Below are 19,940 nucleotides of genomic sequence, written 5' to 3'. Positions count from 1 at the left end.
GGGGGACGTTCACGCGACGGGGCTATTCGATCGCGAGGTAGTCCGCCGCATCCGAGGCCATGAGGATCCTGGTACCGAACCCTCCGGCGCCGTTTCCCGGATAGAGATAGAGCTGTCCTGCGGCCGTGCGCGCGACGAGGTCTGCACGGCCGTCCCCGTTGTAGTCCGCGCCGCCGGTGACCTCGGTGATCTCCTGCCACCCAGTCCCGGCCTGACGCCAGGTACGCAGGCCGGACGCGCCGGTGTAGAGCCTCAGCACGCCATCACCGGCGACCCCGATGAGGTCACCCCGTCCGTCGCCGTCGAAGTCTCCGGCGACGAGGTAGTGGAAACCCTCCCAGCCGTTGCCCACGGTGACGTTCGGAGTGCGGAAGCCGCCCGTCCCGTTGCCGGGGAAGATCACGAGGGTCCCGGTCGGGGACACCCCGATGACGTCCTGCCGTCCATCCCCGGTGAAATCCGCACCGGATGTGACGTGACGCATTCCGTACCACCCGGCTCCCGGGGTGGTCGCTGCGCGGAAGCCGCCGGCACCGTTCCCGGCGTAGAACTCCAGGGCGCCGTCGGAGCGCGCCACGAGGATGTCCGCATGGCCGTCTCCGTTGAAGTCCGAGTGGGTGATGTGCCGTCGGGAGTTCCCCCACCCGCCTCCGAACAGCGTGGTCGGGCCGGCGAGGCCGCTGCGCCCGTTCCCCGTCCGCAGCCGGAGGTCCCCGTTGCCTGCGACGACGAGAAGATCGGCCTTTCCGTTACCGGTGAAGTCAGCGGTGTCGATCCCCGCCGAATCGCTGGCTCCGAGACCGGGGAAGAACAGCGGGATCGTCCCACCTCGCGTGACGTTCGACAGGCAGGTGAAACCCTGGTTGATCTGGGAGTAGACCTTGCCGTTCAGCCACACCTCGAAGTGCAGGTGGTAGGCGGCGGAGTTGCCGGTGTTCCCGACGACGCCGATCTGCTGCCCGCGCAGGACCTTCGTGCCCGGTGCGTACCAGCCGGATGCCGCCATGTGGGCGTACCGGGTGACGTAGCCGCCCGGGTGCTGCACATCGACGTAGTTGCCGTAGCCGCCGTTCGACGTGCGGCTCTTGATCACACCGTCGTACGCCGCCAGGATCGGTGTCCCGCCGTTCCGGGAGATGTCGATGCCGTCGTGCGCGCGATAGTTGCCGAGGCAGCCGTCTCCGACCTTCGACTGGATGTTGCCCGAGGCCGGATAGACCATGTAGCCGTCGGAAGCGGCGACCGCGGAGCCGGTCGTGGTGAGGGCCGGCACCAGGGATCCCAGCACGATCGCGAGCACGGCGACGATCCCGATGCGACCAAGACGCAAGCGGGACGTGCGCTTCATCTCGAGGTTCTCTCTTGCTCGGCGGCCCCAGGGGACGTGGTGTCCTCCGCGGTCACCGTACCAAGGGCGGGCGTCCGGCGACGCGAACGCCACCCCCTTCGCTCCCGTTCCGCTGCTCTCGCGCCCCGGACGGGGTGAGACCCCGGAGGGGTGTACCGTCAGCATCATGGGAAGACTCCGGTACGACGGGCACTCGGATCCGATCCTCATCGACGATGAGACGCTCGCGCATCTGAAGATCGTCATCGCCACGAAGCTGCGCCGACAGGAGAGCTTCATGATGACGTGGCGGCCTCTCGAGGGCGGCATCGACCGGCGGGCGAGCGTGTGGATCCACCCCGCCATCCCCCTGCAGTTCGGCTTCGACGACGCGGAGCCGCCGACGGTGGACCCGCACCGCATCCAGCAGATCGTGCAGGCTCTCAACGCCTCCGGCGATCTTCACCTGGACCACCTCACCGACCCGCGCTGACGCGCTCCGACGTCCGGTACGGAAGGGGCGCTGCCCGTGGACACCGCAGTGATCCCGGCTCTCTTCGTGATCATCCTCGGCCTCATCGTCGGAGCGGCGTTCCTGCGGGGGTGGGTGCGGCGCAGCGCGTCGTCCGCGGGACAGCGTGCGGGCGATCGGTACACCGCCGCCCGCACGGAGGAGATCCTCGCCGATCTCGGCGCCACGCTGGTCGTCCGCGACTCCCCCGCAGCCGCGGCCGAGATCGTGCGCACGGTCATCGCGGACCGCGGCACGACCTCTCTCTGCTCCCCGACGACGTATTGGGCATCCGCTTCGTGGAACCGGACGACACGGTCGCGCGACTGGTTCCGAGTCCCGAGGGAACGCTGTTGCGCGTCGAGACCTTCCGCGAGTACCTCGGCTTCCCGCAGACCGCGCCGCTGTGGCGGGAGCTGCGGGCCCTGGTGGCCGCGGAGGCCGCTACCCGTCAGATCAAGGTGGCCGACGGACCCGTCTCCGTGTTCGAGCGGGGCTCGGTGCTCGACGACCGCAACGCGCGCTGGTTCCGCCAGGCCTGATCAGCGTTCACCGGCCCCCGCAGATGGGGGTCACGATTCTCAGGCGACGCAATTAGGCTAGACGCGCGCCGCGCCCCGCGGGGACTCGGATGACGACCCGGTCGTGGCGCATGCCGGAGGCCTCCTCCTCCGTGCTTGCGATCCCGTCCACGGAAACGAAGTCCGCTTCGTGTCGCGGACACGCCAGAAAGGCTTGAACCCATGAGCGAATCCTCGGGCACTCCCCGCGACGACGAGCGGTCGCCGGACTTCTTCGATCAGCTGATCGAGACGAATCCCCGCGACACGTCGCCCTCATCCTCGGCCGCATTCACCATCGGATTCCGCGGCTACGACAAGGGCGAGGTCGACGCCGCGCTCGCATCGATGCGGGCCCAGCTCCAGCAGGCGGCCGACGAGGTGGCCGAGGCGAAGGCCCGCGAGGCCGAGTCCGTCGACGCGGTCAAGGCGGAGGAGCGAGAGGCACGGGAGGCCCTCGAGGCCGAGCTCGCCGCGGCGAACGCCAAGGCCTCGGACGCGGAGCAGCAGGTGGCGACGCTCACCTCCGAGCTCGTCGACATGCCGCAGGCCGACGGTGAGGAAGCGCCGTCTCGCCAGCAGTTCGAGGCGATCCTGCGGGTGGCCGAGGAGCAGGCGAACGTCCTCATCCAGAACGCCGCCGTGCAGGCCGACCGCCTGATGACCTCTGCCCGCGAAGAAGTCGCCGCGCAGCGCGCCGAGGCCGAGGCGGATGCCGAGCGCATCATCTCCCAGGCTCAGCGCGACGCCGACCAGGTGCGACTGAAGATGGAGACCGAGTACACGGCCCATGAGGCGCGCATCGAGCGCGAGGCCGCACACGCCGCGGAGAAGGTCAGCCAGGCGTCGCAGGAGGCCACGGCGATCCGCACCGAGGCCGAGAAGGGGGCCGCCGCGCTGCGTTCCCTCGTCACGCGCGAGACCACCCAGCTGCGGGCCGACGCCGAGCGCGAGGTACGCGAGATGAACGCCCGCGTGCTGGAGTTCGAGGAGACCCTCACCCGCCGGCAGGACGACGCGCAGCAGGAGTTCCTGGTCCTCCACAACCAGGCCGTCGCCCACGCCGAGCGCATCACGACCGACGCCAACGAGCAGGTGACGGCCTCGCTGGAGCACGCCCAGCGCATCTCCGCGAAGGCCGACGGCTACGAGAAGCTCATGCGCTCGCAGGCGCAGGCGATCGAGGCCGACGCACAGGTCCGTGCGCGGGACATCCTCGAGCGTGCCCGCGTGAAGTCGCAGAAGATCGTCGATGCGGTGACCGGCCACACCTCCACCGTCCTCCGCGACGCCGAGGACCGAGCCCGTCAGCTGCGGTGGCAGCAGCAGCAGCTCACCAGCTTCATGGCCGAGGTGCGCGAGCTCATCCGGCCCGACGGCATCTTCAGCGACGACAGCCTCCCCACGGAGATCGCGGTGACCGAGGCCACGATCGACGAGGACGACGAGAACGAGGACGACGTCGAGGCGTCCGTCGAGAGCTTCCGCGGAGACGAGGTCCTCGACGACGAGCTCGACGACGACCGTCCGCTGGAGAAGATCACGATCGACGTCGTCGAGACGGACGACTCGAAGCGCTGATCCGCGCGGATACGACGAAGGGGCGAGCAGCTGTCTGCTCGCCCCTTCGTCGTCTCCGTGTGCGTCAGGCGCGACGGAGCTGTGCCGCCGCGGGGCAGTCGAACGGGTCGCGCGCCGCCAGGCCCACCCGGTTCAGGTAGGCGATGACGATCGCGTACGAGCGCCCGAGACTCGTCTCCGTGTACGGGATGCCGTGGGCGGCGCAGTAGTCGCGCACGATGCCGCGAGCCTTCGACAGGTGCAGCCGCGACATGTTCGGGAAGAGGTGGTGCTCCACCTGGTGATTGAGGCCGCCCATGAGCCCGGTGACCCACCATCCGCCGCGGATGTTGCGCGACGTGCGCACCTGCTTCGAGAAGAAGTCGAGCTTGGCGTCGGGCGCGATGACCGGCATGCCCTTGTGGTTGGGGGCGAAGGATGCGCCCATGTAGACGCCGAAGACCGCGAGCTGCACACCCAGGAACGCGAAGGCCATGCCGACGGGCAGCAGGAGGAACAGCGGCACGAGGAGGACGGCGAACCGCAGCACGATGAGTCCGAGCTCGATCCAGCGACCCTTCACGTTCTTGCGCGTCATCAGGTGCTTCAGACCCAGGAAGTGCAGGTTGAGCCCCTCCAGCGTCAGAAGGGGGAAGAAGAGCCAGCCCTGCTTCCGCGTGATGAGCCGGACGATGCCACGCGACTGTGCCGCATCCTCCTCCAGGAAGGAGATGGTGTCGACCTGGATGTCAGGGTCCTTGCCGACCTGGTTCGGGTTGCCGTGGTGGCGGGTGTGCTTGGAATCCCACCAGTGGTAGCTCATGCCGATGATGCCGGCGAGCACGCGGGCCAGGCGGAAGTTCGCCGGTCCTGTGGAGAGGATCTGGCGGTGCGCGGCCTCATGGGCGAGGAACGCGACCTGCGTGAAGACGATGCCCAGGGCGGCGGCGATGAGCAGCTGGAACCAGCTGTCACCGAGGAGCAGGAATCCGGCGACGCAACCGGCGAAGGCGACGACCAGCGCGGCGCCGACGAGCGAGTAGAACACGGGCGTCCGCTGCAGGAGCCCGGTCTCCTTCACGACCTGCTGCACGTCCCGGTAGGCCCGGGCGAGCGGCGGGAAGTCCGCGTTGCCGGCATAGGTCTGACGGACGGGCCCCAGAGTGGCGGTGACGGACGGGGAGGGTGAAAGGGAGATGATGCTCTCCTGCCGATCGGGAGCCCTTGAGCTGAGGTAGCCAAGGGCGGATGCCGATCGCTGTGGCCACACTAACCGCGCCCGCATACGCGAGCCGGCATACGAGTCAGGCTCGCGCCCGCCGCATGCGCCGACGGCGGGGGCGCGGGCGAGTCGGCGACGCCGCGGCGCGCTTCGGCTCGTTCGCCTCGGCGAGCGCACGGAAGGCGTCGTCGAGGGAGGGGAAGGATCCGAGATCGGTGCCACGCTCGTCGCGCAGTCGGTGCGCGGATCCGTCGAACTCGACGAATCCGGCGAATTCGCCGTTCCGGGTGGCGACGTGCACGTCGACGTCGGCCTGCTTCCAGGTGAGAGGGGTGGACGGAGGGATGGTGGTGGTGCTCATGCTCATGCTCATTGCTGTGGGGCGGGCGCGCTGTCGCGCTCCGCACGTGAAGAGACCGAGGGCGGATTCCGCGCGCGTCGATGTGCGTGGTCCGTGGATGGCCCTGATCAGTGGCGACGAGGCGGCCGAGAGGGGGCGAAACGCACACGTTGCACGATCAGTCTAGCAGATCCACGGAACCACGCTCCGACGACCTCAACTTCCCGGCGGGCGTCCGCTCCCGCTCCCGCCCGGTGCGGAACCGGCGCTCGGGGCGGTCGTGGTGTCGACGCCGATCACGAGCGTCGCCGTGTAGCCGCCGGCGACGCTCCCCGTCGTCGTCGCGAGTTGCGATGCCCCGCCGTCGTCGCTGAAGACGTTGTCGGAGGTCAGCGTGATCCGTGCCAGGTTGTCCGCCGATCCGGCGTATGCCGTCTCCGCGTAGACCGCTCCGCAGGCGTCTTCGGGCAGCGCGAGCTGGGATGTCGCGATCGCGTTCGATGCTTCGGTGATCGATGCCGCGTCCGGGTAGACCTCGAAGTGGATGTGGGGCCACCGCCCCGAATAGCACCCGGGGAACACGGACGTGAAGGAGACCCTGCCGTCGCCGTCAGCGACCTGCACCCCTCGGAGATAGGAGACGTCCTCGAGCCCCGACGAGTAGAGCGAGTACTCCCCCTGGGCGTTGCAGTGCCAGGCGTACACGGCGACGCCCGCGAACGGCACCCCTCCGTTCGCGAGGTCGAGGATCTGCAACTCGAACGAGAGCGGGACCCCGTCCGCGGTGGCACCGCCGTCGATGGACGAGCGGATGTCCTGGCGGATGATCCCCGCCTCGTCGAGGACGTCGGGACCGTTCGAGCCGTCGCCCGGGTAGGGGCCGGCGGTCTCATCCGGGATCTCCGTGATCGCGGAGTCCGATGCGGTGGCGCCGGCGCTGGGCGTGGGCGTGGCGGTCGTCGACGACGAGCCGGTGGCTGTCGGAGCGCAGGCGGCGAGGACGACGGCGCCGAGGCCGAGGCCGCCGCCGATCAGGAGCCCGCGGCGGCTCATCAGCGTCCGGAGATCGAAGGCGACGCCCTGGTCGACCACCTCTTCGTCCGCGCGATCCAGCGGTCGTCCTTCGTACATGGGCCCCTGCGGCGTCGACGTCGGTTCGGGGATTCGGCTCATGATGTGCTCCTCTCGAGCGTGGGCGGCGTTGCCCCCGATGCTCGACGAGTGAACAATCAGGGAGCTATGCGCGACCGATGAGGAGCCTAGAAGCGGGAGCAGAGCGGAGGATGCGGGGACATCGCTCCGCTCTGCAGCGCTGGCGCTCGAAGAACTCGGCGGACAACGCAGGGCCGGGGCGATGGGGGAATCGCTCGCGCGGCCACGAAGACGGCCGGCATGCAGGGGACATGCGCGGCCGTGGCGCATCCAGTGCAACACGCAGCTTGGCACCTGTCAAGTTTTTCCTGGACGTCTGTCCAGATCCGCGAGAATGCCATAGCATTGCCCGCACCGATCCCGAAGGGGACGAGACCGGGGGCACAGCATGACGACGGCGACCAAGCGGGCGGAACGCGCAGGGGTGGACAAGTTCGCGATCCGCCGGCGAGCGCTGGCCGAAGCGGCGCTGGAGGCGATCGCCGAGCGCGGGTTCGCCAGGACGGGACTCCGCGAGATCGCCCAGCATTCGGAGCTCTCGCACGGAGCCCTGCACTACTACTTCACCGACAAGAACGACCTCATCGCGGAGGCCGTGCGGATCTCCAAGGGCGGGCTCGGTGACCGCTACCTCGCCGTCATGGAGGAGGCGGAGACCGCGGAGGACCTGGCGGCCGGCGCCGCGGAGGAACTCGCCAGGAGCGTGCACGACGACGCCCGCCTGCACCGGCTCTGGTACGACCTCCGCAATCAATCGCTGTTCGAGTCCGGCTTCGGCGACACGATCGCGGAGGTCGAGGCGGACCTGCAGGAGGCCATCTGGCGCGTGGTCGAGCGCTACTCCGAGCTGCGCGGTCGGCCCTGCCGCTTCACGCCGCTCTTCGCGTATGCGCTGACGGACGGCATGATGCAGCACGCCCTCATCCGTCACCTCCGCGGTGACACCGAGGCGATCGCGCGCCTGCGCGTCGAATGCCTGGACCTGTTCGCCGCCAGCGTCTGACCGCGGCGCTCAGGCGTCCGTCGCCGCGGCGCCGCGGGGAATCGGCGGCCGCATCACCAGCACCGCCACGATCCCCACCATGACCGCTGCCGTCAGCGCCACCGGCACGGGCACGAACGGGTCGAGCAGGACGAGCAGCGCCCCCACGGGGATGACCGTGTTGACGACGCGGTCGGCATTGTCGCGGATGGCGACCCACCAGATCCCGATGAGGAACACCGCGATCGGGATGGACACCGTGAAGGTGGCCGCCACGGGAGCGAGATGGCTCTCCCCCGTCATCACGTCCAGCTCCACCTCGATGCCGGCGGAGAAGGCCGCGGCCGCCGCGAAGACGAAGTAGTGCGTGTAGCCGTAGCGCAGCGAACGGCCGAGAGTGGTGATGGCCCGGTGGTGGGGCGGCCAGAAGTAGATCCACCACAACGCCGCCGTCACGACGAAGGCGAGGGCCGAGATGGCCAGGAGCGGACCCAGGGCCTCCACCTCGTCCAGCGCGTCGATGATCGCGTTGGCGGAGGCGAGGAGGCTCTCGCCGAGCACGATGAGAGTGAACAGACCGTAGCGCTCCGTGATGTGGTGCGGATGCCAGGGTGTCTGGTGCCGGCGCTCGGCGAACACCGGGACCGCGATCTCGATAAGCGCGAAGACGACGAAGGCCGCGAGTTGCATGGGGCCGGACGGGATCAGCAGGAACAGAAGCCACAGCACCTGCACGACGGCGATGCCGAGGGCGTACCGCAGAGCGACGCGCCGGAGCGGGCCCTCGTTCCGCGAGGCGCGCAGCCACTGCGCCACCACCGCGATCCGCATGACGACGTAGCCCACCACGGGGAGCGTGAAGTCGCCCTCCTCGAAGGCCCCGGGGATCCCGGCGGCGAGGATGAGGACGCCCGCCATCTGGACGAACGTGGCGATCCGGTACGGCCAGTCGTCCGTGTCGAACGAGGTCGCGAACCAGGTGAAGTTCATCCACGCCCACCAGATCGCGAAGAAGAGCATCGCGTAGGAGGTGATCCCGTGGAGGAAGTCTCCGTGGCTCAGCGCGTGATGCAGCTGCGCCGACGCGATGCTCACCGCCACCACGAAGACGAGGTCGAAGAAGAGCTCCAGCGGACTCGCGGCCCGATGCGGCTGACCGGGGTCGCGCGGCCGCATGGGCTGCAGACGGAAGCGAGGACTCGATGTCGGGTGCGCGGTCACCGCGACAGACTAGCTCCGGGTGCACCCTCGCATGCGGTATTCCGGAACGGGTTTTCGCTCACCCTCGGGAAGCGCTTCCGTCGGGCGGCCGAATCCGCTACAGTGATGACCGTCTGCAGTGCCTGCTGCACGCCTCGTCGGTTTGGGACGACGAGGACACCTTCTCGATGTGGGATCGCGAAGCTTCAGCAGGACCCGAGGGGTCGGGACGCAGACGTGTCCGTGAACGTGGGGTTCATGGTCTGGGGAAAACTGGGGAAACGATGGCGCACTGGGGTTATCTGCGTACATTCACGGCTCAAGGGGCCTCGGCATGACTTCCGTCGAGGATGCTCTGAGCATCGCTCGTACGGGTTTCACGCCGATCACGGCTCCGCGGGCGACCGCGTCGGTGACGCATGCGGCGAGCACGCCGCGTGTCTCGGCGACGCTCGAACGACGCCTGCAGTGGGAGCGTCGCTATCGGATGCGACTGCGGATCACGGATGCGGCTGTCATCCTGATCGCCGTCGCACTGACGGCGACGGTCCAGCTGCTCACCGGCGTCACGGTGATCGAGGCCGTGCGCAACGCCGCATTGCTGGGTCTCGCCTGGTACCTGATGCTGTCGGCGCTCAACAGCCGAGCCGCCGCCATCTTCGGGTCTGGGGCCACGGAGTACCGTCGCGTCGCGCACGCGGCGGGTCTCGCCTTCGGCATCACCGCCATTGCGGGCGTGCTCCTGGAGTGGGAAGGGCTGCAGCCGCTGTTCTTCATCGCGCTCCCGGTCGGCATGCTCGGTCTCCTCTTCGCCCGCTGGGCCTGGCGTCGCTGGCTGCAGCGGCAGCGCCTGTCCGGACGGTTCGCGTCGAGGACACTGGTGGTCGGCGCCACCGAGGACGTCGAGTATGTGATCGACTCCCTGCAGAAGGGCGGGGAGAACGGCTACCACGTCGTGGGGACGACGTTGCTGGATCGCAATGCCGGCGCGCTCAGGATCGGGGAGAGCATCTACCCGGTCGTGGGCGATCTGGACACCGTCGCCCCCGCGGCGGCACAGCTCGGGGCGGACACCATCATCGTGGCGAGCCGCCCCGAGGGGTCCCCCGACTTCGTCAAGCAGCTCAGCTGGCAGCTCGAAGGCACCGCCGCCGAGCTCATCCTCTCGAGCCGCCTGACGGACGTCGCGGGTCCTCGCATCTCGCTCCGCCAGGTCGACGGCCTGCCGCTGATCCAGGTGAAGATCCCGACCTACGAGGGCGGCGTCCACCTGCTGAAGCGCGCCCTCGACGTACTGGTGGCCGCCATCGCGCTGATTCCGATCGCGCTGCTCACACCTGTGCTCAGCGCTCTCATCAAGCTCGACTCTCCGGGGCCCGTGTTCTTCTTCCAGGAGCGTGTCGGCCGGGACGGCCGTACGTTCAAGATGGTCAAGTTCCGTTCCATGCGCACCGACGCCGAGAAGCAGCTAGCGGCGCTGAAGGACCACAACGAGGGCGCCGGCCTCCTCTTCAAGATGAAGGACGACCCCCGCGTGACCCGCGTCGGGAAGGTGCTGCGCAAGCTGTCGCTGGATGAGCTCCCGCAGTTCTGGAACGTGCTGGTCGGCGACATGAGCGTCGTCGGTCCGCGGCCGCCGCTGCCCAGCGAGGTCACCGCTTACGACGGCACCGTGTTCCGCCGCCTGTACATCAAGCCCGGGATCACGGGTCTGTGGCAGGTCTCCGGACGCAGCGACCTGACGTGGGACGAGAGCGTGCGGCTCGACCTGCGCTACGTGGAGAACTGGTCCGTCATGAACGATCTGCAGATCATGTGGCGCACCGCGAAGGTCATGGCGCAGCCGAGCGGGGCATACTGAGCGGATGAGCACTACGACACCCCTCACGATCGCGATGGTGGGGACCCGCGGCGTGCCTGCGGCCTACGGCGGATTCGAGACGGCCATCGAAGAGGTGGGGCGACGGCTCGCCGACCGTGGCCACGACGTCGTCGTGTACACCCGCGGCTCCGAGCACCGCGAGAAGGAGTACCTCGGCATGCGCGTGGTGCACCTCCCCGCGGTCCCGGTGAAGCAGATCGAGACCCTCAGCCACACCGGGCTGTCGGCCCTGCATCTGCTCTTCCACCGCCGCCCCGACGCGACCTTCGTCTTCAACGCCGCGAACTCGCCGTTCCTCCCGCTGCTCCGGCTGCGCCGGGCGCCCGTCGCCCTGCACATGGACGGTCTGGAGTGGCGCCGGTCGAAGTGGGGTCCCCGCGGCAAGGCGTACTATCGCTGGGCCGAGCAGTTCGGCGTCCGCACCGCGGACGCGCTCATCGCCGACGCCCCCGGCATCTCCGACTACTACCGCCACCAGTTCGACGTGCCCACGGAGCTCATCCGATACGGCGCGCCGATCCTCGATCAGCCGCCGACGCACCGCCTGGCCGAGATGGACCTCACTCCGAACGGCTACCACCTCGTCGTCGCTCGGTTCGAGCCGGAGAACCACGTGCTCGAGATCGTCCGCGGATACCGCGCCAGCGCCGCGCGACTGCCGCTCGTGGTCGTCGGCTCCGCGCCGTACGCCGCCGGATACATCCAGGAGATCCGGAACGCCGCCGAGGGCGACGAGCGGATCCGCCTCGTGGGCGGCGTCTACGACCAGGAGCTCCTCGACGGGCTCTACGCCCACGCCGCCACCTACCTGCACGGCCACTCCGTCGGTGGCACCAACCCGTCGCTCCTGCGCGCCATGGGTGCGGGCACCGCGGTGATCGGCTACGAGGTGCCCTTCAACCGGGAGGTCCTCGGCGGCAACGGCTGGTTCTTCGCCGACGCGGATGACGTCGCGACCCACGTCGCGGCCGCCGAAGCCGACCCCACGACCCGCGACGCGCATGCAGCCGCGGTGCAGGAGATCGCCCGCACGCGCTTCCGCTGGGACGACGTCGCGGACGAGTACGAAGACCTCGCCCGCCGTCTGTCCGAAGGCTCCAGCGTCCACGCGTCCGCCCGGCGTGCGCGCCGACGGAGCGCCGACTGGGCCCCCGCCCCCGCGGACGCGACACGATGACCACCGGCGTGAAGCGCAAGACCGTCCTTCTCGTGCATCCCGGTGCCGAGATGTTCGGGTCGGACCGCATGCTCCTCGAGAGCGCGATCGGTCTCGTGGAGGCCGGAGCCCGTGTGGTGGTCGCCCTTCCGAGCTCGGGTCTGCTCGTCCCGCCGCTGCGCGCCGCCGGAGCAGAGGTCGTCATCCTGCCGATGCTCGTCCTGCGCAAGGTGCTGCTCACCCCGCGCGGTCTGCCCCGCCTGTTCCGCGACATGTTCCGGGGCCTCGGCGCCGCATGGCGTCTGATCGGACGCGTGCGCCCCGACGCCGTCTACGTGTCGACCATCATCATTCCGCAATGGCCCCTCGTGGCCCGACTCCGCGGCACTCGCGCGGTCAGTCACGTGCACGAGGCGGAGGCCTCCGGGAGCACGCTGGTGAACCGCCTGCTCTACATGCCGCACCTCGCCTCCGTCCGCACCCTCGTGAACAGCCGCTTCAGCCTCGACACCATCCGGCGCGCGCTGCCCGCTCTCGCCGACCGCACCCGGATCGTCGCCAACGGCGTCGCGTCGCCCCCGCACCCCGCGCCGCCGCGGCCCCGGATCGACGGCGCCCTCCGCGTGCTGTACGTCGGGCGGCTCTCGCCTCGGAAGGGTCCCGACCTCGTCATCGACGCCGCGGCGGCAGTGCAGGCGGAGGGGCGGCCCGTCGAGGTCACGCTCCTCGGGGCGGTCTTCGAGGGATACGAATGGTACGAGCGCGAACTGCGCGCCCGTGCCGCAGAGACCGGGGTCTCCGTCACCTTCGCGGGATTCCACGCCGACATCTGGCCGTTCCTCGCGGAAGCCGACGTGCTGGTCGTGCCCTCCCGGGTGGACGAGCCGTTCGGGAACACCGCCGTCGAGGGCGTTCTGGGGCTCCGCCCCGTCATCGCGAGCGACAGCAGCGGTCTGCGCGAGGCCGCGGGCGGCTACGCCACGGCGCAGCTGGTCGCACCGGACGATGCTCCGGCGATCGCCGCCGCACTCGACGACGTGTGCGCACGGTGGGACGACCTCGTGGGCAGTGTGGCCGAGAGCCGCGACGAAGCCCTGCGTCGGCACGCACCTGCGGTCTACCGCGCCGGCGTCACCGCCGGCGTCCTCGACTGACGACCCGCGGGTATCCGCACGGCGCCGGGCGCGCGCGACCTGGGCTCACGCCGAGACGGCGGCCTCGGCCGTGAGCCGCGCCCGATGACGAACGATGTAGATCGAGAACGGGATCAGCTGACAGACCAGGAGCGCGAAGGCGACACCGAGGAGCGGACCGGCGATACCGAGGATCGGTGTGAGGACGAACGCCAGGGTGACCCCGACCGCGGCCATGCTGAGGGTGGGGATCACCTGGAATCGGATCCCGGGCTTGTCCATGATGAACATCCCGAGCGGGTAGACAGCCGCCGTGAGCATGATCATGAGGCCGAACGCGAAGATCGTGGTCGGCCGGACCTCCAGCTCTCCCTGCGTGATGAACCCGAACAGCCACGGCCCGACGAGCCACACCACCACCGTCGCGAGGGCGACGGCCACGGCGAACAGTCCGGAGAGCAGGAATGGTCCGCGGCGGAGATCGCCCTGGTGTCGCATGCGAGCGAAATGCGGCCAGAGCGCGAGCCCACCGGCCATCACCAGACCGTTGAGCGCGAAGAAGACCTGCCCGGCCACACCGTACTCGGCGACGTCGGTCGGACCGCCGAGCTGGGCGATCACGTACCGCTGCGACCCCACCGCGATCGGATACGTCACCATCTGAGCCAGCATCGGCCATCCCACGTCCATCACCCGTACGCCAGGGAACCGTCGCGGGCGCAGGACCATGCGCGCAGCCTCGGGGATCAACGGAGACGTGGTCCGAGCGGTGATGAGGACGCCGAGGATCGAGACGATCAGCGAGGCCGCGAACGACGCGATCGCCGCGTAGGAATGCAGATTCTCGCCACCGAACGTCAGCAGCAGCCACACCCCGGCCAGCGTGAGCGGCGAGGTGAGGCCCTGCAGCAGGATCACGATGTGGTTCTTGCGCTGCCCGAGCATGATCCGCGCCCAGATGCCCAGCGGGATACCGAGACAGAAGATCGTCACGCAGAAGAAGGCGGCCAGCGACGCCCCCGGCTCTCCTCCGGCATCGCCGAACACGATCTCCCAGGCACCGGTGGCCAGGAGCACGGTGTTGATCGCCATGGCGGAGGCCGCGAACATCAGCAGCACCCGGCCGACCGACGTGAGCTGATAGCGGAGCTTCTCGTCCGTCCTCACGTCGTCGCTCGTGGCCACGGCGTTCACGAGCACGGCGCCGCTGCCGAGATCGGTGAAGGTCAGCAGCGACGGGATCGTCGTGAGCAGCGTGTAGAGGGCGAAGCTGCCGACGCCCGCGTCTCCGATGATCATCCGCGTCGTGAGAACGCCGCAGACCAGCGCGATGACCATCGTCAGCGCGCGGGCGCCGACAGCGAGAAGAGAACCCATACCTAGATCGTCACCGCGGCAGGGCTCCCAGCGTCGCGCTGTTGCCGGGGAGTCGCGATACCGAGGCGATATCCGCCGGCACCGGGACTGCCACTGCGGCCTGACGCTGCGCCTGCGCGGGCGCCAGCACGTACGTGGCGGACACCACGGAGGCTCCCTGCACGAACTGCGAGCGGCGGTCCTGACCCGTCGCCGCGGTGAACGCCGCGAGGGTGTCTGCCACCGCCGGATCCCGCGAGACGGATCCCTTCGACCAGGCTGAGAACCATCGGGGCGTGCCGGGGGCGGTGCGGTGGTAGAGGTTGCCGTTCACGCTCGACATCATCTGCGCACCGGTGAAGGTGGTCGAGTAGTCCTGTACGCAGACCAGGCAGTTGCCCGCGCTCTCCGCCATGACGTTGTTGGACATCACGGTGTTGCGCACGATCCACGGCGCCAGCGGTGCGAAGCGCGTGCGCGGATCGTGGCCCGCCGCGTTCGGGTCGGAGGCTCGGCGACCGTCCTGACCGATGCTGACGTTCCGGTTGGCGTTGCCGACGAAGGTGTTGTTCCAGATCTTCACGTTGCCGGAGTTCAGGACGAACAGCCCGAAGTCGCCGTTGCGGGCGATGATGTTGTCGGCGACGACCGCCCGCTCCGAGAGCTCGACCATGACACCGTGACCGGTGTTGCCGATCACGTCGTTACCCGTGAAGACGATGTCGATGACCGATTCGTCGAACCACGGACCACGACCGGCGTTACCCGTGAACGCGCTGTCGGTGACGGTCACTCCGCGCGTCCGGGTGACCTTGAACGCGCCGGACACCGGGGAGTGGTTGAAGCGCTCGGCGTTGTTCCCGACGGAGAGCATCTGCTTCACCTTCAAGCCGTCGGCCTGGGAGGCGCCGCCACCGAGGAGACCGTTGCCGATCAACGAGACGCGCGTCAACGTCGTCCTCGGCGCCCAGGAGTAGAAGCCGGTCGTCGAGTTGTCGCGGATCGTCACGTCGGCGAGCGTGATGTCGCTCGCTGCGGCGATGACGGTCCCCATCTGGGGCACGCTGGTGGCGTACCGGCGGATGCCGATGCCGCGCACCTCGGATCCGGCGGACCGGATCGAGAGCGCCTGGGTGAGCACGCTCGCCTCCACGGGCTTGCCCGTCGGGTCGGTGCCGATCACGAGCCGCTTCGCCCGATCGTCGACGAAGAAGGTCCCGGCGACGACCTGCGCGGCGGAGGCGACCTCCCGCAGCTGCACGCCCGCGACCCACACCTGGTCCGGATGCGCGGCCATCGGGTGCGCGGGATCGACGAAGCGCCACTCCGGCTGGGTGTTGTCGGGCGCTCCCTTCGTGTATGTGGGGCTCGAGTCGAGCGCGGTCCCCCAGCCGTCGACCGTCCAGGTCTTGCCTGCGGGCTTCCAGCCGGTGACGGTCTTCGCGCCGTCCATCCAGACCGCCTCGTTCGGAGCGGGCTGGATCGTGACGCGCTTCTGCGGCGGCACGACGATCTCCTCGTGGTAGGTGCCACCGCGGAGCACGATGGTGCCGCCGTTCGGTACCAGCCGCAGCGCGGCCGCGATCGTGCGCACCGGCGAGTTCTTCGTACCGGCAGCGCCGTCCGATCCGCCCGGCGCCGCGTAGATCGCGGTGGCGGGTGCCGGGTACGACAGCGACCCCGGGGCGGCGGCGCCCGGCTTCCCGCGGACACCGGCCGGGGTGGCAGGTGGAGCGGGTGTCACCGGGGTGGTCGGCGTCACCGGGGGAACCGGAACCGGGTTCGGCGCAGGAGCCGGGTTCGGCGCGGGGGCGGGCGTCGGCGTCGGCGTCGGAGTGGGAGTCGCCACCGGCGCGGGCGCGGCTGCGAGCACGTCGTCGATCGCGAGCGGGACGGCGGCCTTCGCTCCGGAGGACGTGTACAGCGCGAAGCCGTAACCACCCGCGGCCGTGATCCGCGTGGCCGAGGAATCGGCGTGCGTCACCTGCCACGCGGACGGCTCGTCCCCATCTGCCGCCCAGGCCTTGGCCGCGAGCGTCACCGGACTGGTCCCGGTCACGTCGAGGGCGACGCGCAGCGACATGCCCGTCGTCACCGGGAAGGGGAGTCGTCGCTCGCTCAGGTTCTGCACAGTGGTGAGGTCGGTCATCCGGACCACGGACACGTAGGCGGAGCCGTCGGGGTGCACGCGGAGACGCACACCGTAGGAGTCCTTGCCGACGATGCGGACGGCCTGGGCCAGGTAGAGCGGACCGCCGACGGGGAGGGCGGGGACCGTCACCGTGTAGCGGCTCGACACATCCGCCGCGGTCACCCCGGCCACGGTCGCCCGCGCCGTGATCCCGGGCTTCCGGCTGGCGAGCATCGCCTGCCCGTTCCCGACGCTCGACGCACCCTCGACGACACGCCAGGCCCCGACGGGAGAGGCGCCCCAGCCGGACGCGACGGTGCGGTTCATCGGGTCGGAGAGGAGGGGACCCGCAGACGCTGCCGCCGGTCGGGCCGAAGGCGAGGCGGCGGCGACCGCCGCGGAGGCCGGTGCGGCGATCAGCACTCCGGAGAGCGCGACGGTGACGCCCAGGGCACCCGCGAGCAGGCGATGGCGACGCCGTGGCGCCGCTGGCGATGAGAGACGAACAGGGAACGGAAAGGACACGATGTCACCGTTTCTGGGGTGGAATACACGATCACCCACGCTTCGCCGCAGTTTCAACCCCGGCGACAAAGTGCGAGCCCCCCTCGCAACCCATGAAGAATAACCGCCCGTCTGGACGATGGCAAACGATTCGAGCCCTTCCGCCGATATGCTGCACGCCTCCCCCGGGAGGACGGCGGGTCGCTCACTCGCTGTAGTACTCGCTGCGATGCCGGTCCGGACGCGCACGGTTGAGGACCGTGCCGAGGATGCGGGCGCCGCCCGATTCCAGCGATTTGATGCTCTTCGCCAGTGCCGCCCGCCGCGTCTTGGTGGCGTCGACGACGAGGATGACACCGTCCGTCTGGGTGGCCAGGAGGTTGGCGTCCGCGACGCTCAGCGTCGGGGGCGAGTCGATCACGACGTAGTCGTAGTCCGCCGCGGCGAAGTCGAGAAGCTGTGCCATGCGCGCCGACGTGAGCAGCTCGGCGGGGTTCGGCGGGATCGTCCCGGCGGGGAGGATGTCCAGCGTGGTGTCCGCGACGCGGTGCTTGGCCACCTCGAACTCCACCTCGTCGAGCAGGACGCTCGTGAGTCCGACCGAACCGTCGATGCCGGCGTGCTCGTGGGCACGCGGGCGGCGCATGTCGGCGTCGATGAGCAGGACGGAATTACGGAGCGCGGCGAGGGTCATCGCGAGGTTCACCGACACGGTCGACTTGCCCTCGGCGGGCATACCGGAGGTCACCAGCAGCACCTTCACCCGGGACGACACGTTCGCGTACGCGAGCGCCGACCGGATGCGGCGGAACTCCTCCGAGGTGTGGCCGAGCGGCTCCTGGGCGACGGCGATTCCCCGCGCCTCCAGCAGCGGCGACTTGGAGACGACGCCGAGCACGGGATCCCCGCCGGCCTGCGTCAGCGCCTCCTCGTTGCGGACACGGGTGTCCAGCACACCGATGAGCACGGCGGCCGCAAGGCCGAGCACGCCTCCGAGGAAACCGCCGAGGGCCGCGTCCCTGGGCTTGCTCGGAGTGAACTGGAACTCGGGGACGACGGCGTCGTCGATGACCTCGGCGGTGATGGTGGACTCGCCCTGCGGATCCTTCGGAGCGACGTCCTTGACGACCGTGATGAGCCGCTCGGCGACGGCGTTCGCGAGCTCGGCCGCAGCTTCCGGGTCGTCCGTGATGCCGGTGATCCGCAGGGTGACGGTGCTCTGCGGGATGGTCACCTCGATGTCCCTCGCGAGCGCGCGGGGCGTCGTGTCGAGCTCGAGCTCCTCGATCACCGGATCGAGCACGCGCGAGCTCGTCGCCAGCTGGGCGAACGACAGCATCTGGCTCTGGGTGTACACCGAGCCCTGGTTGAGGTCCGAGGCGCTCGTGCCCTGGTTCAGCGCGAAGTACAGCGAGGTCGTCGCCTGGAACAACGGCGTCTGCAGCGACGCGTATCCGTACGACCCCGCGGCGCCCACGACGCCGCACAGCACGATCAACCACCAGAACTTGCGCAGCGAGCCCGCGATGACACGCAGGCTGACCCGGCTCTCGGCCATGACTCCCCATTCCCCCTGAGGTCTCGATTCTAGAGGAGCCATCTGCACGGCCCGTTCACGTCTGCCGCACCTGTGGAGCGGGTCCGGTCGTCGCCGGCGGTGACGCCGTCCCGAGATCTCGCAGGAAGGCCTCTTCCGCGGTGGTGGATCGCGTTCCGGCGTCGCGCGCCCAGGTCACCGCGAGCCCGACGCAGAACCACAGGAACATGCTGTACTGCGTGATGAGGGCGACGACGACCAGACTCGGGAGCTGTCCGACGACGGCGAGGGCGGCGGGACTCCGCGTCGAGCGCCGCACGGCCATCAGCGCCGCGCAGACGACGGCCGCCATGATGAGCAGGGTCGGCACGTACCCGTACCGGAGGAGCGTGAGCACGAGGGCGTTGTCCACCGACCGGGCGAAGTATCCGAGGTAGTAGTCGCCGGAGACGAGGGAATGCCAGTCGCCGGGGTTCCCGAACAGCTGCACCTGTTCCAGGAGGACCAGCAGGTCCGTGCGGTAGTCGGCGCTGCCTCCGGCCTCGTCCCCCGCGGCACCGAAGACGGAATCGATGACGGGGATGACGATCGCGGTGCCGATCACCCCGGCGACGGCCACCGTCACCCGGAAGCGCGTCGAGACCCCGACGATGAGGAAGGTGGACAGGACGAGTGTCAACACCAGTGTGAGCAGGCCCGCCCGACTGAACGTGAAGACCGTGGCGGTGGCGATGAGCACGATGCCGGTGATCTTCGGGAACAGTCGCCATCGCGTCGCCACGACGAACGCGGAGGACATCGCCAGCGCGGCGCCGAGCGCGATCGAGTGCCCCCACGCCCCCTCCGCACGCAGCACCCCGCCGCGCTCCTGCAGCGGGCTCCATGTGTCGTACACCACGCCGGACCCGGGAATGAGGACGAAGGGGTTGAAGGAGGTGAGGAACTCGACGACCGCGAGAGCGGCGGCCACGATCGCCACGACCGCGATCGTCGAGGTGATCCACTCGGTCGTCATGCGAGCGAGCACCACGCGCCCCCAGATGTAGGGGATCACCCACTCGAGAAGCGATGCCACGAGGGAGGCCAGGTCGACCGCGCCGAACCCGTACAACCCGACGACGACGAGGACGAACGCGGCGACCCAGGCATCGGCCGCCCGCAACGGCACCACCGACCAGTTCACGATGATCAGCAGGACGGTGAGCAGGGTGATCGCCGCCCAGTAGAAGCTGATGTTCACCCCTACCCAGAGAGGCACGAAGAACAGCACGACCGCCCACACGACGAAGGCGGTACGCGGGAGCAGCCGGAGTGCGAACACGACGATGGCCACTGCCGCGATTCCACCGAAGGCGAGGAGCGCGATCGGGACAGCAGTGGCCATGCG

The 19,940-nt window shown here is 69.5% G+C and carries 16 protein-coding genes; 7 read left to right on the top strand and 9 right to left on the bottom strand.

The window, feature by feature from the left end:
* Positions 1–22: 22 nt before the first annotated feature.
* On the bottom strand, positions 23–1,348 hold the full coding sequence (locus AB0310_RS12690) for an FG-GAP-like repeat-containing protein (RefSeq protein ID WP_280564752.1): 1,326 nt from the start codon (positions 1,346–1,348) through the stop codon (positions 23–25).
* Between the two features lie 166 nt (positions 1,349–1,514).
* On the opposite strand from AB0310_RS12690, the gene AB0310_RS12685 reads away from it, so the two are divergent.
* From AB0310_RS12685 to AB0310_RS12675, 3 genes are all read left to right on the top strand, one after another.
* On the top strand, positions 1,515–1,820 hold the full coding sequence (locus AB0310_RS12685) for a DUF7882 family protein (protein ID WP_280564750.1): 306 nt from the start codon (positions 1,515–1,517) through the stop codon (positions 1,818–1,820).
* Between the two features lie 317 nt (positions 1,821–2,137).
* Positions 2,138–2,380, top strand: a complete 243-nt coding sequence (locus tag AB0310_RS12680) for a hypothetical protein (RefSeq protein WP_366237379.1) — start codon at positions 2,138–2,140, stop codon at positions 2,378–2,380.
* Positions 2,381–2,581: 201 nt separating this feature from the next.
* Positions 2,582–3,979 carry a coiled-coil domain-containing protein gene (locus AB0310_RS12675; protein ID WP_366237378.1) on the top strand — a complete coding sequence of 466 codons (1,398 nt, stop codon included), beginning with the start codon at positions 2,582–2,584 and terminating at the stop codon, positions 3,977–3,979.
* Between the two features lie 64 nt (positions 3,980–4,043).
* Here AB0310_RS12675 and AB0310_RS12670 read toward each other — a convergent pair whose 3' ends face one another.
* From AB0310_RS12670 to AB0310_RS12660, 3 genes are all read right to left on the bottom strand, one after another.
* Positions 4,044–5,243, bottom strand: a complete 1,200-nt coding sequence (locus AB0310_RS12670; RefSeq protein ID WP_522727338.1) for a fatty acid desaturase family protein — start codon at positions 5,241–5,243, stop codon at positions 4,044–4,046.
* Positions 5,244–5,262: 19 nt separating this feature from the next.
* Positions 5,263–5,541 (bottom strand): hypothetical protein, encoded by a 279-nt coding sequence (locus tag AB0310_RS12665; RefSeq protein ID WP_187663200.1) that lies wholly within the window; start codon positions 5,539–5,541, stop codon positions 5,263–5,265.
* A gap of 195 nt (positions 5,542–5,736) precedes the next feature.
* A complete protein-coding gene (locus AB0310_RS12660; RefSeq protein WP_280564743.1) occupies positions 5,737–6,693 on the bottom strand; it encodes an intradiol ring-cleavage dioxygenase in 957 nt (318 codons plus the stop codon).
* 367 nt (positions 6,694–7,060) lie between these two features.
* Between AB0310_RS12660 and AB0310_RS12655 the strand changes: the two genes are divergently transcribed.
* Positions 7,061–7,675 (top strand): TetR/AcrR family transcriptional regulator, encoded by a 615-nt coding sequence (locus AB0310_RS12655; protein ID WP_187663198.1) that lies wholly within the window; start codon positions 7,061–7,063, stop codon positions 7,673–7,675.
* A 9-nt stretch (positions 7,676–7,684) separates the two neighbouring features.
* On the opposite strand, the gene AB0310_RS12650 is transcribed toward AB0310_RS12655, so the two are convergent.
* Positions 7,685–8,875, bottom strand: coding sequence for a low temperature requirement protein A (locus AB0310_RS12650; RefSeq protein WP_366237377.1), 1,191 nt, complete (start codon positions 8,873–8,875; stop codon positions 7,685–7,687).
* A gap of 313 nt (positions 8,876–9,188) precedes the next feature.
* Here AB0310_RS12650 and AB0310_RS12645 point away from each other — a divergent pair, with 313 nt between their 5' ends.
* Genes AB0310_RS12645 through AB0310_RS12635 form a run of 3 tightly spaced genes read left to right on the top strand, consistent with a single transcriptional unit; the run spans position 9,189 to position 13,046 of the window.
* A complete protein-coding gene (locus AB0310_RS12645) occupies positions 9,189–10,715 on the top strand; it encodes a sugar transferase (protein ID WP_366237376.1) in 1,527 nt (508 codons plus the stop codon).
* A 4-nt stretch (positions 10,716–10,719) separates the two neighbouring features.
* Positions 10,720–11,913, top strand: coding sequence for a DUF1972 domain-containing protein (locus AB0310_RS12640; RefSeq protein WP_280564739.1), 1,194 nt, complete (start codon positions 10,720–10,722; stop codon positions 11,911–11,913).
* On the top strand, positions 11,910–13,046 hold the full coding sequence (locus tag AB0310_RS12635) for a glycosyltransferase (protein WP_259953564.1): 1,137 nt from the start codon (positions 11,910–11,912) through the stop codon (positions 13,044–13,046). The genes AB0310_RS12640 and AB0310_RS12635 overlap by 4 nt, the downstream gene beginning before the upstream one ends.
* A gap of 45 nt (positions 13,047–13,091) precedes the next feature.
* Here AB0310_RS12635 and AB0310_RS12630 read toward each other — a convergent pair whose 3' ends face one another.
* From AB0310_RS12630 to AB0310_RS12615, 4 genes are all read right to left on the bottom strand, one after another.
* Entirely contained in the window at positions 13,092–14,402 is a 1,311-nt protein-coding gene (locus tag AB0310_RS12630; RefSeq protein WP_366237375.1) for an MATE family efflux transporter, read from the bottom strand.
* Between the two features lie 10 nt (positions 14,403–14,412).
* Entirely contained in the window at positions 14,413–17,037 is a 2,625-nt protein-coding gene (locus tag AB0310_RS12625; RefSeq protein WP_232089171.1) for a right-handed parallel beta-helix repeat-containing protein, read from the bottom strand.
* A 184-nt stretch (positions 17,038–17,221) separates the two neighbouring features.
* Entirely contained in the window at positions 17,222–18,574 is a 1,353-nt protein-coding gene (locus tag AB0310_RS12620) for a tyrosine-protein kinase domain-containing protein (protein WP_366237374.1), read from the bottom strand.
* Positions 18,575–18,629: 55 nt separating this feature from the next.
* Entirely contained in the window at positions 18,630–19,937 is a 1,308-nt protein-coding gene (locus tag AB0310_RS12615) for a hypothetical protein (protein WP_366237373.1), read from the bottom strand.
* Between the last annotated feature and the right edge of the window lie 3 nt (positions 19,938–19,940).

The organism is Microbacterium meiriae, assembly GCF_040702565.1.
Lineage (GTDB): Bacteria > Actinomycetota > Actinomycetes > Actinomycetales > Microbacteriaceae > Microbacterium > Microbacterium meiriae.
This window is presented reverse-complemented; position numbering and strand designations above follow the sequence as displayed.

Coding starts and splice junctions, on each gene's coding strand:
- AB0310_RS12635 (WP_259953564.1), top strand. CDS start 11,910: ATGACCACCGGCGTGAAGCGCAAGACCGTCCTTCTCGTGCATCCCGGT.
- AB0310_RS12690 (WP_280564752.1), bottom strand. CDS start 1,348: ATGAAGCGCACGTCCCGCTTGCGTCTTGGTCGCATCGGGATCGTCGCC.
- AB0310_RS12620 (WP_366237374.1), bottom strand. CDS start 18,574: ATGGCCGAGAGCCGGGTCAGCCTGCGTGTCATCGCGGGCTCGCTGCGC.
- AB0310_RS12630 (WP_366237375.1), bottom strand. CDS start 14,402: ATGGGTTCTCTTCTCGCTGTCGGCGCCCGCGCGCTGACGATGGTCATC.
- AB0310_RS12640 (WP_280564739.1), top strand. CDS start 10,720: ATGAGCACTACGACACCCCTCACGATCGCGATGGTGGGGACCCGCGGC.
- AB0310_RS12670 (WP_522727338.1), bottom strand. CDS start 5,243: ATGCGGGCGCGGTTAGTGTGGCCACAGCGATCGGCATCCGCCCTTGGC.
- AB0310_RS12660 (WP_280564743.1), bottom strand. CDS start 6,693: ATGAGCCGAATCCCCGAACCGACGTCGACGCCGCAGGGGCCCATGTAC.
- AB0310_RS12675 (WP_366237378.1), top strand. CDS start 2,582: ATGAGCGAATCCTCGGGCACTCCCCGCGACGACGAGCGGTCGCCGGAC.
- AB0310_RS12645 (WP_366237376.1), top strand. CDS start 9,189: ATGACTTCCGTCGAGGATGCTCTGAGCATCGCTCGTACGGGTTTCACG.
- AB0310_RS12655 (WP_187663198.1), top strand. CDS start 7,061: ATGACGACGGCGACCAAGCGGGCGGAACGCGCAGGGGTGGACAAGTTC.
- AB0310_RS12665 (WP_187663200.1), bottom strand. CDS start 5,541: ATGAGCACCACCACCATCCCTCCGTCCACCCCTCTCACCTGGAAGCAG.
- AB0310_RS12615 (WP_366237373.1), bottom strand. CDS start 19,937: ATGGCCACTGCTGTCCCGATCGCGCTCCTCGCCTTCGGTGGAATCGCG.
- AB0310_RS12685 (WP_280564750.1), top strand. CDS start 1,515: ATGGGAAGACTCCGGTACGACGGGCACTCGGATCCGATCCTCATCGAC.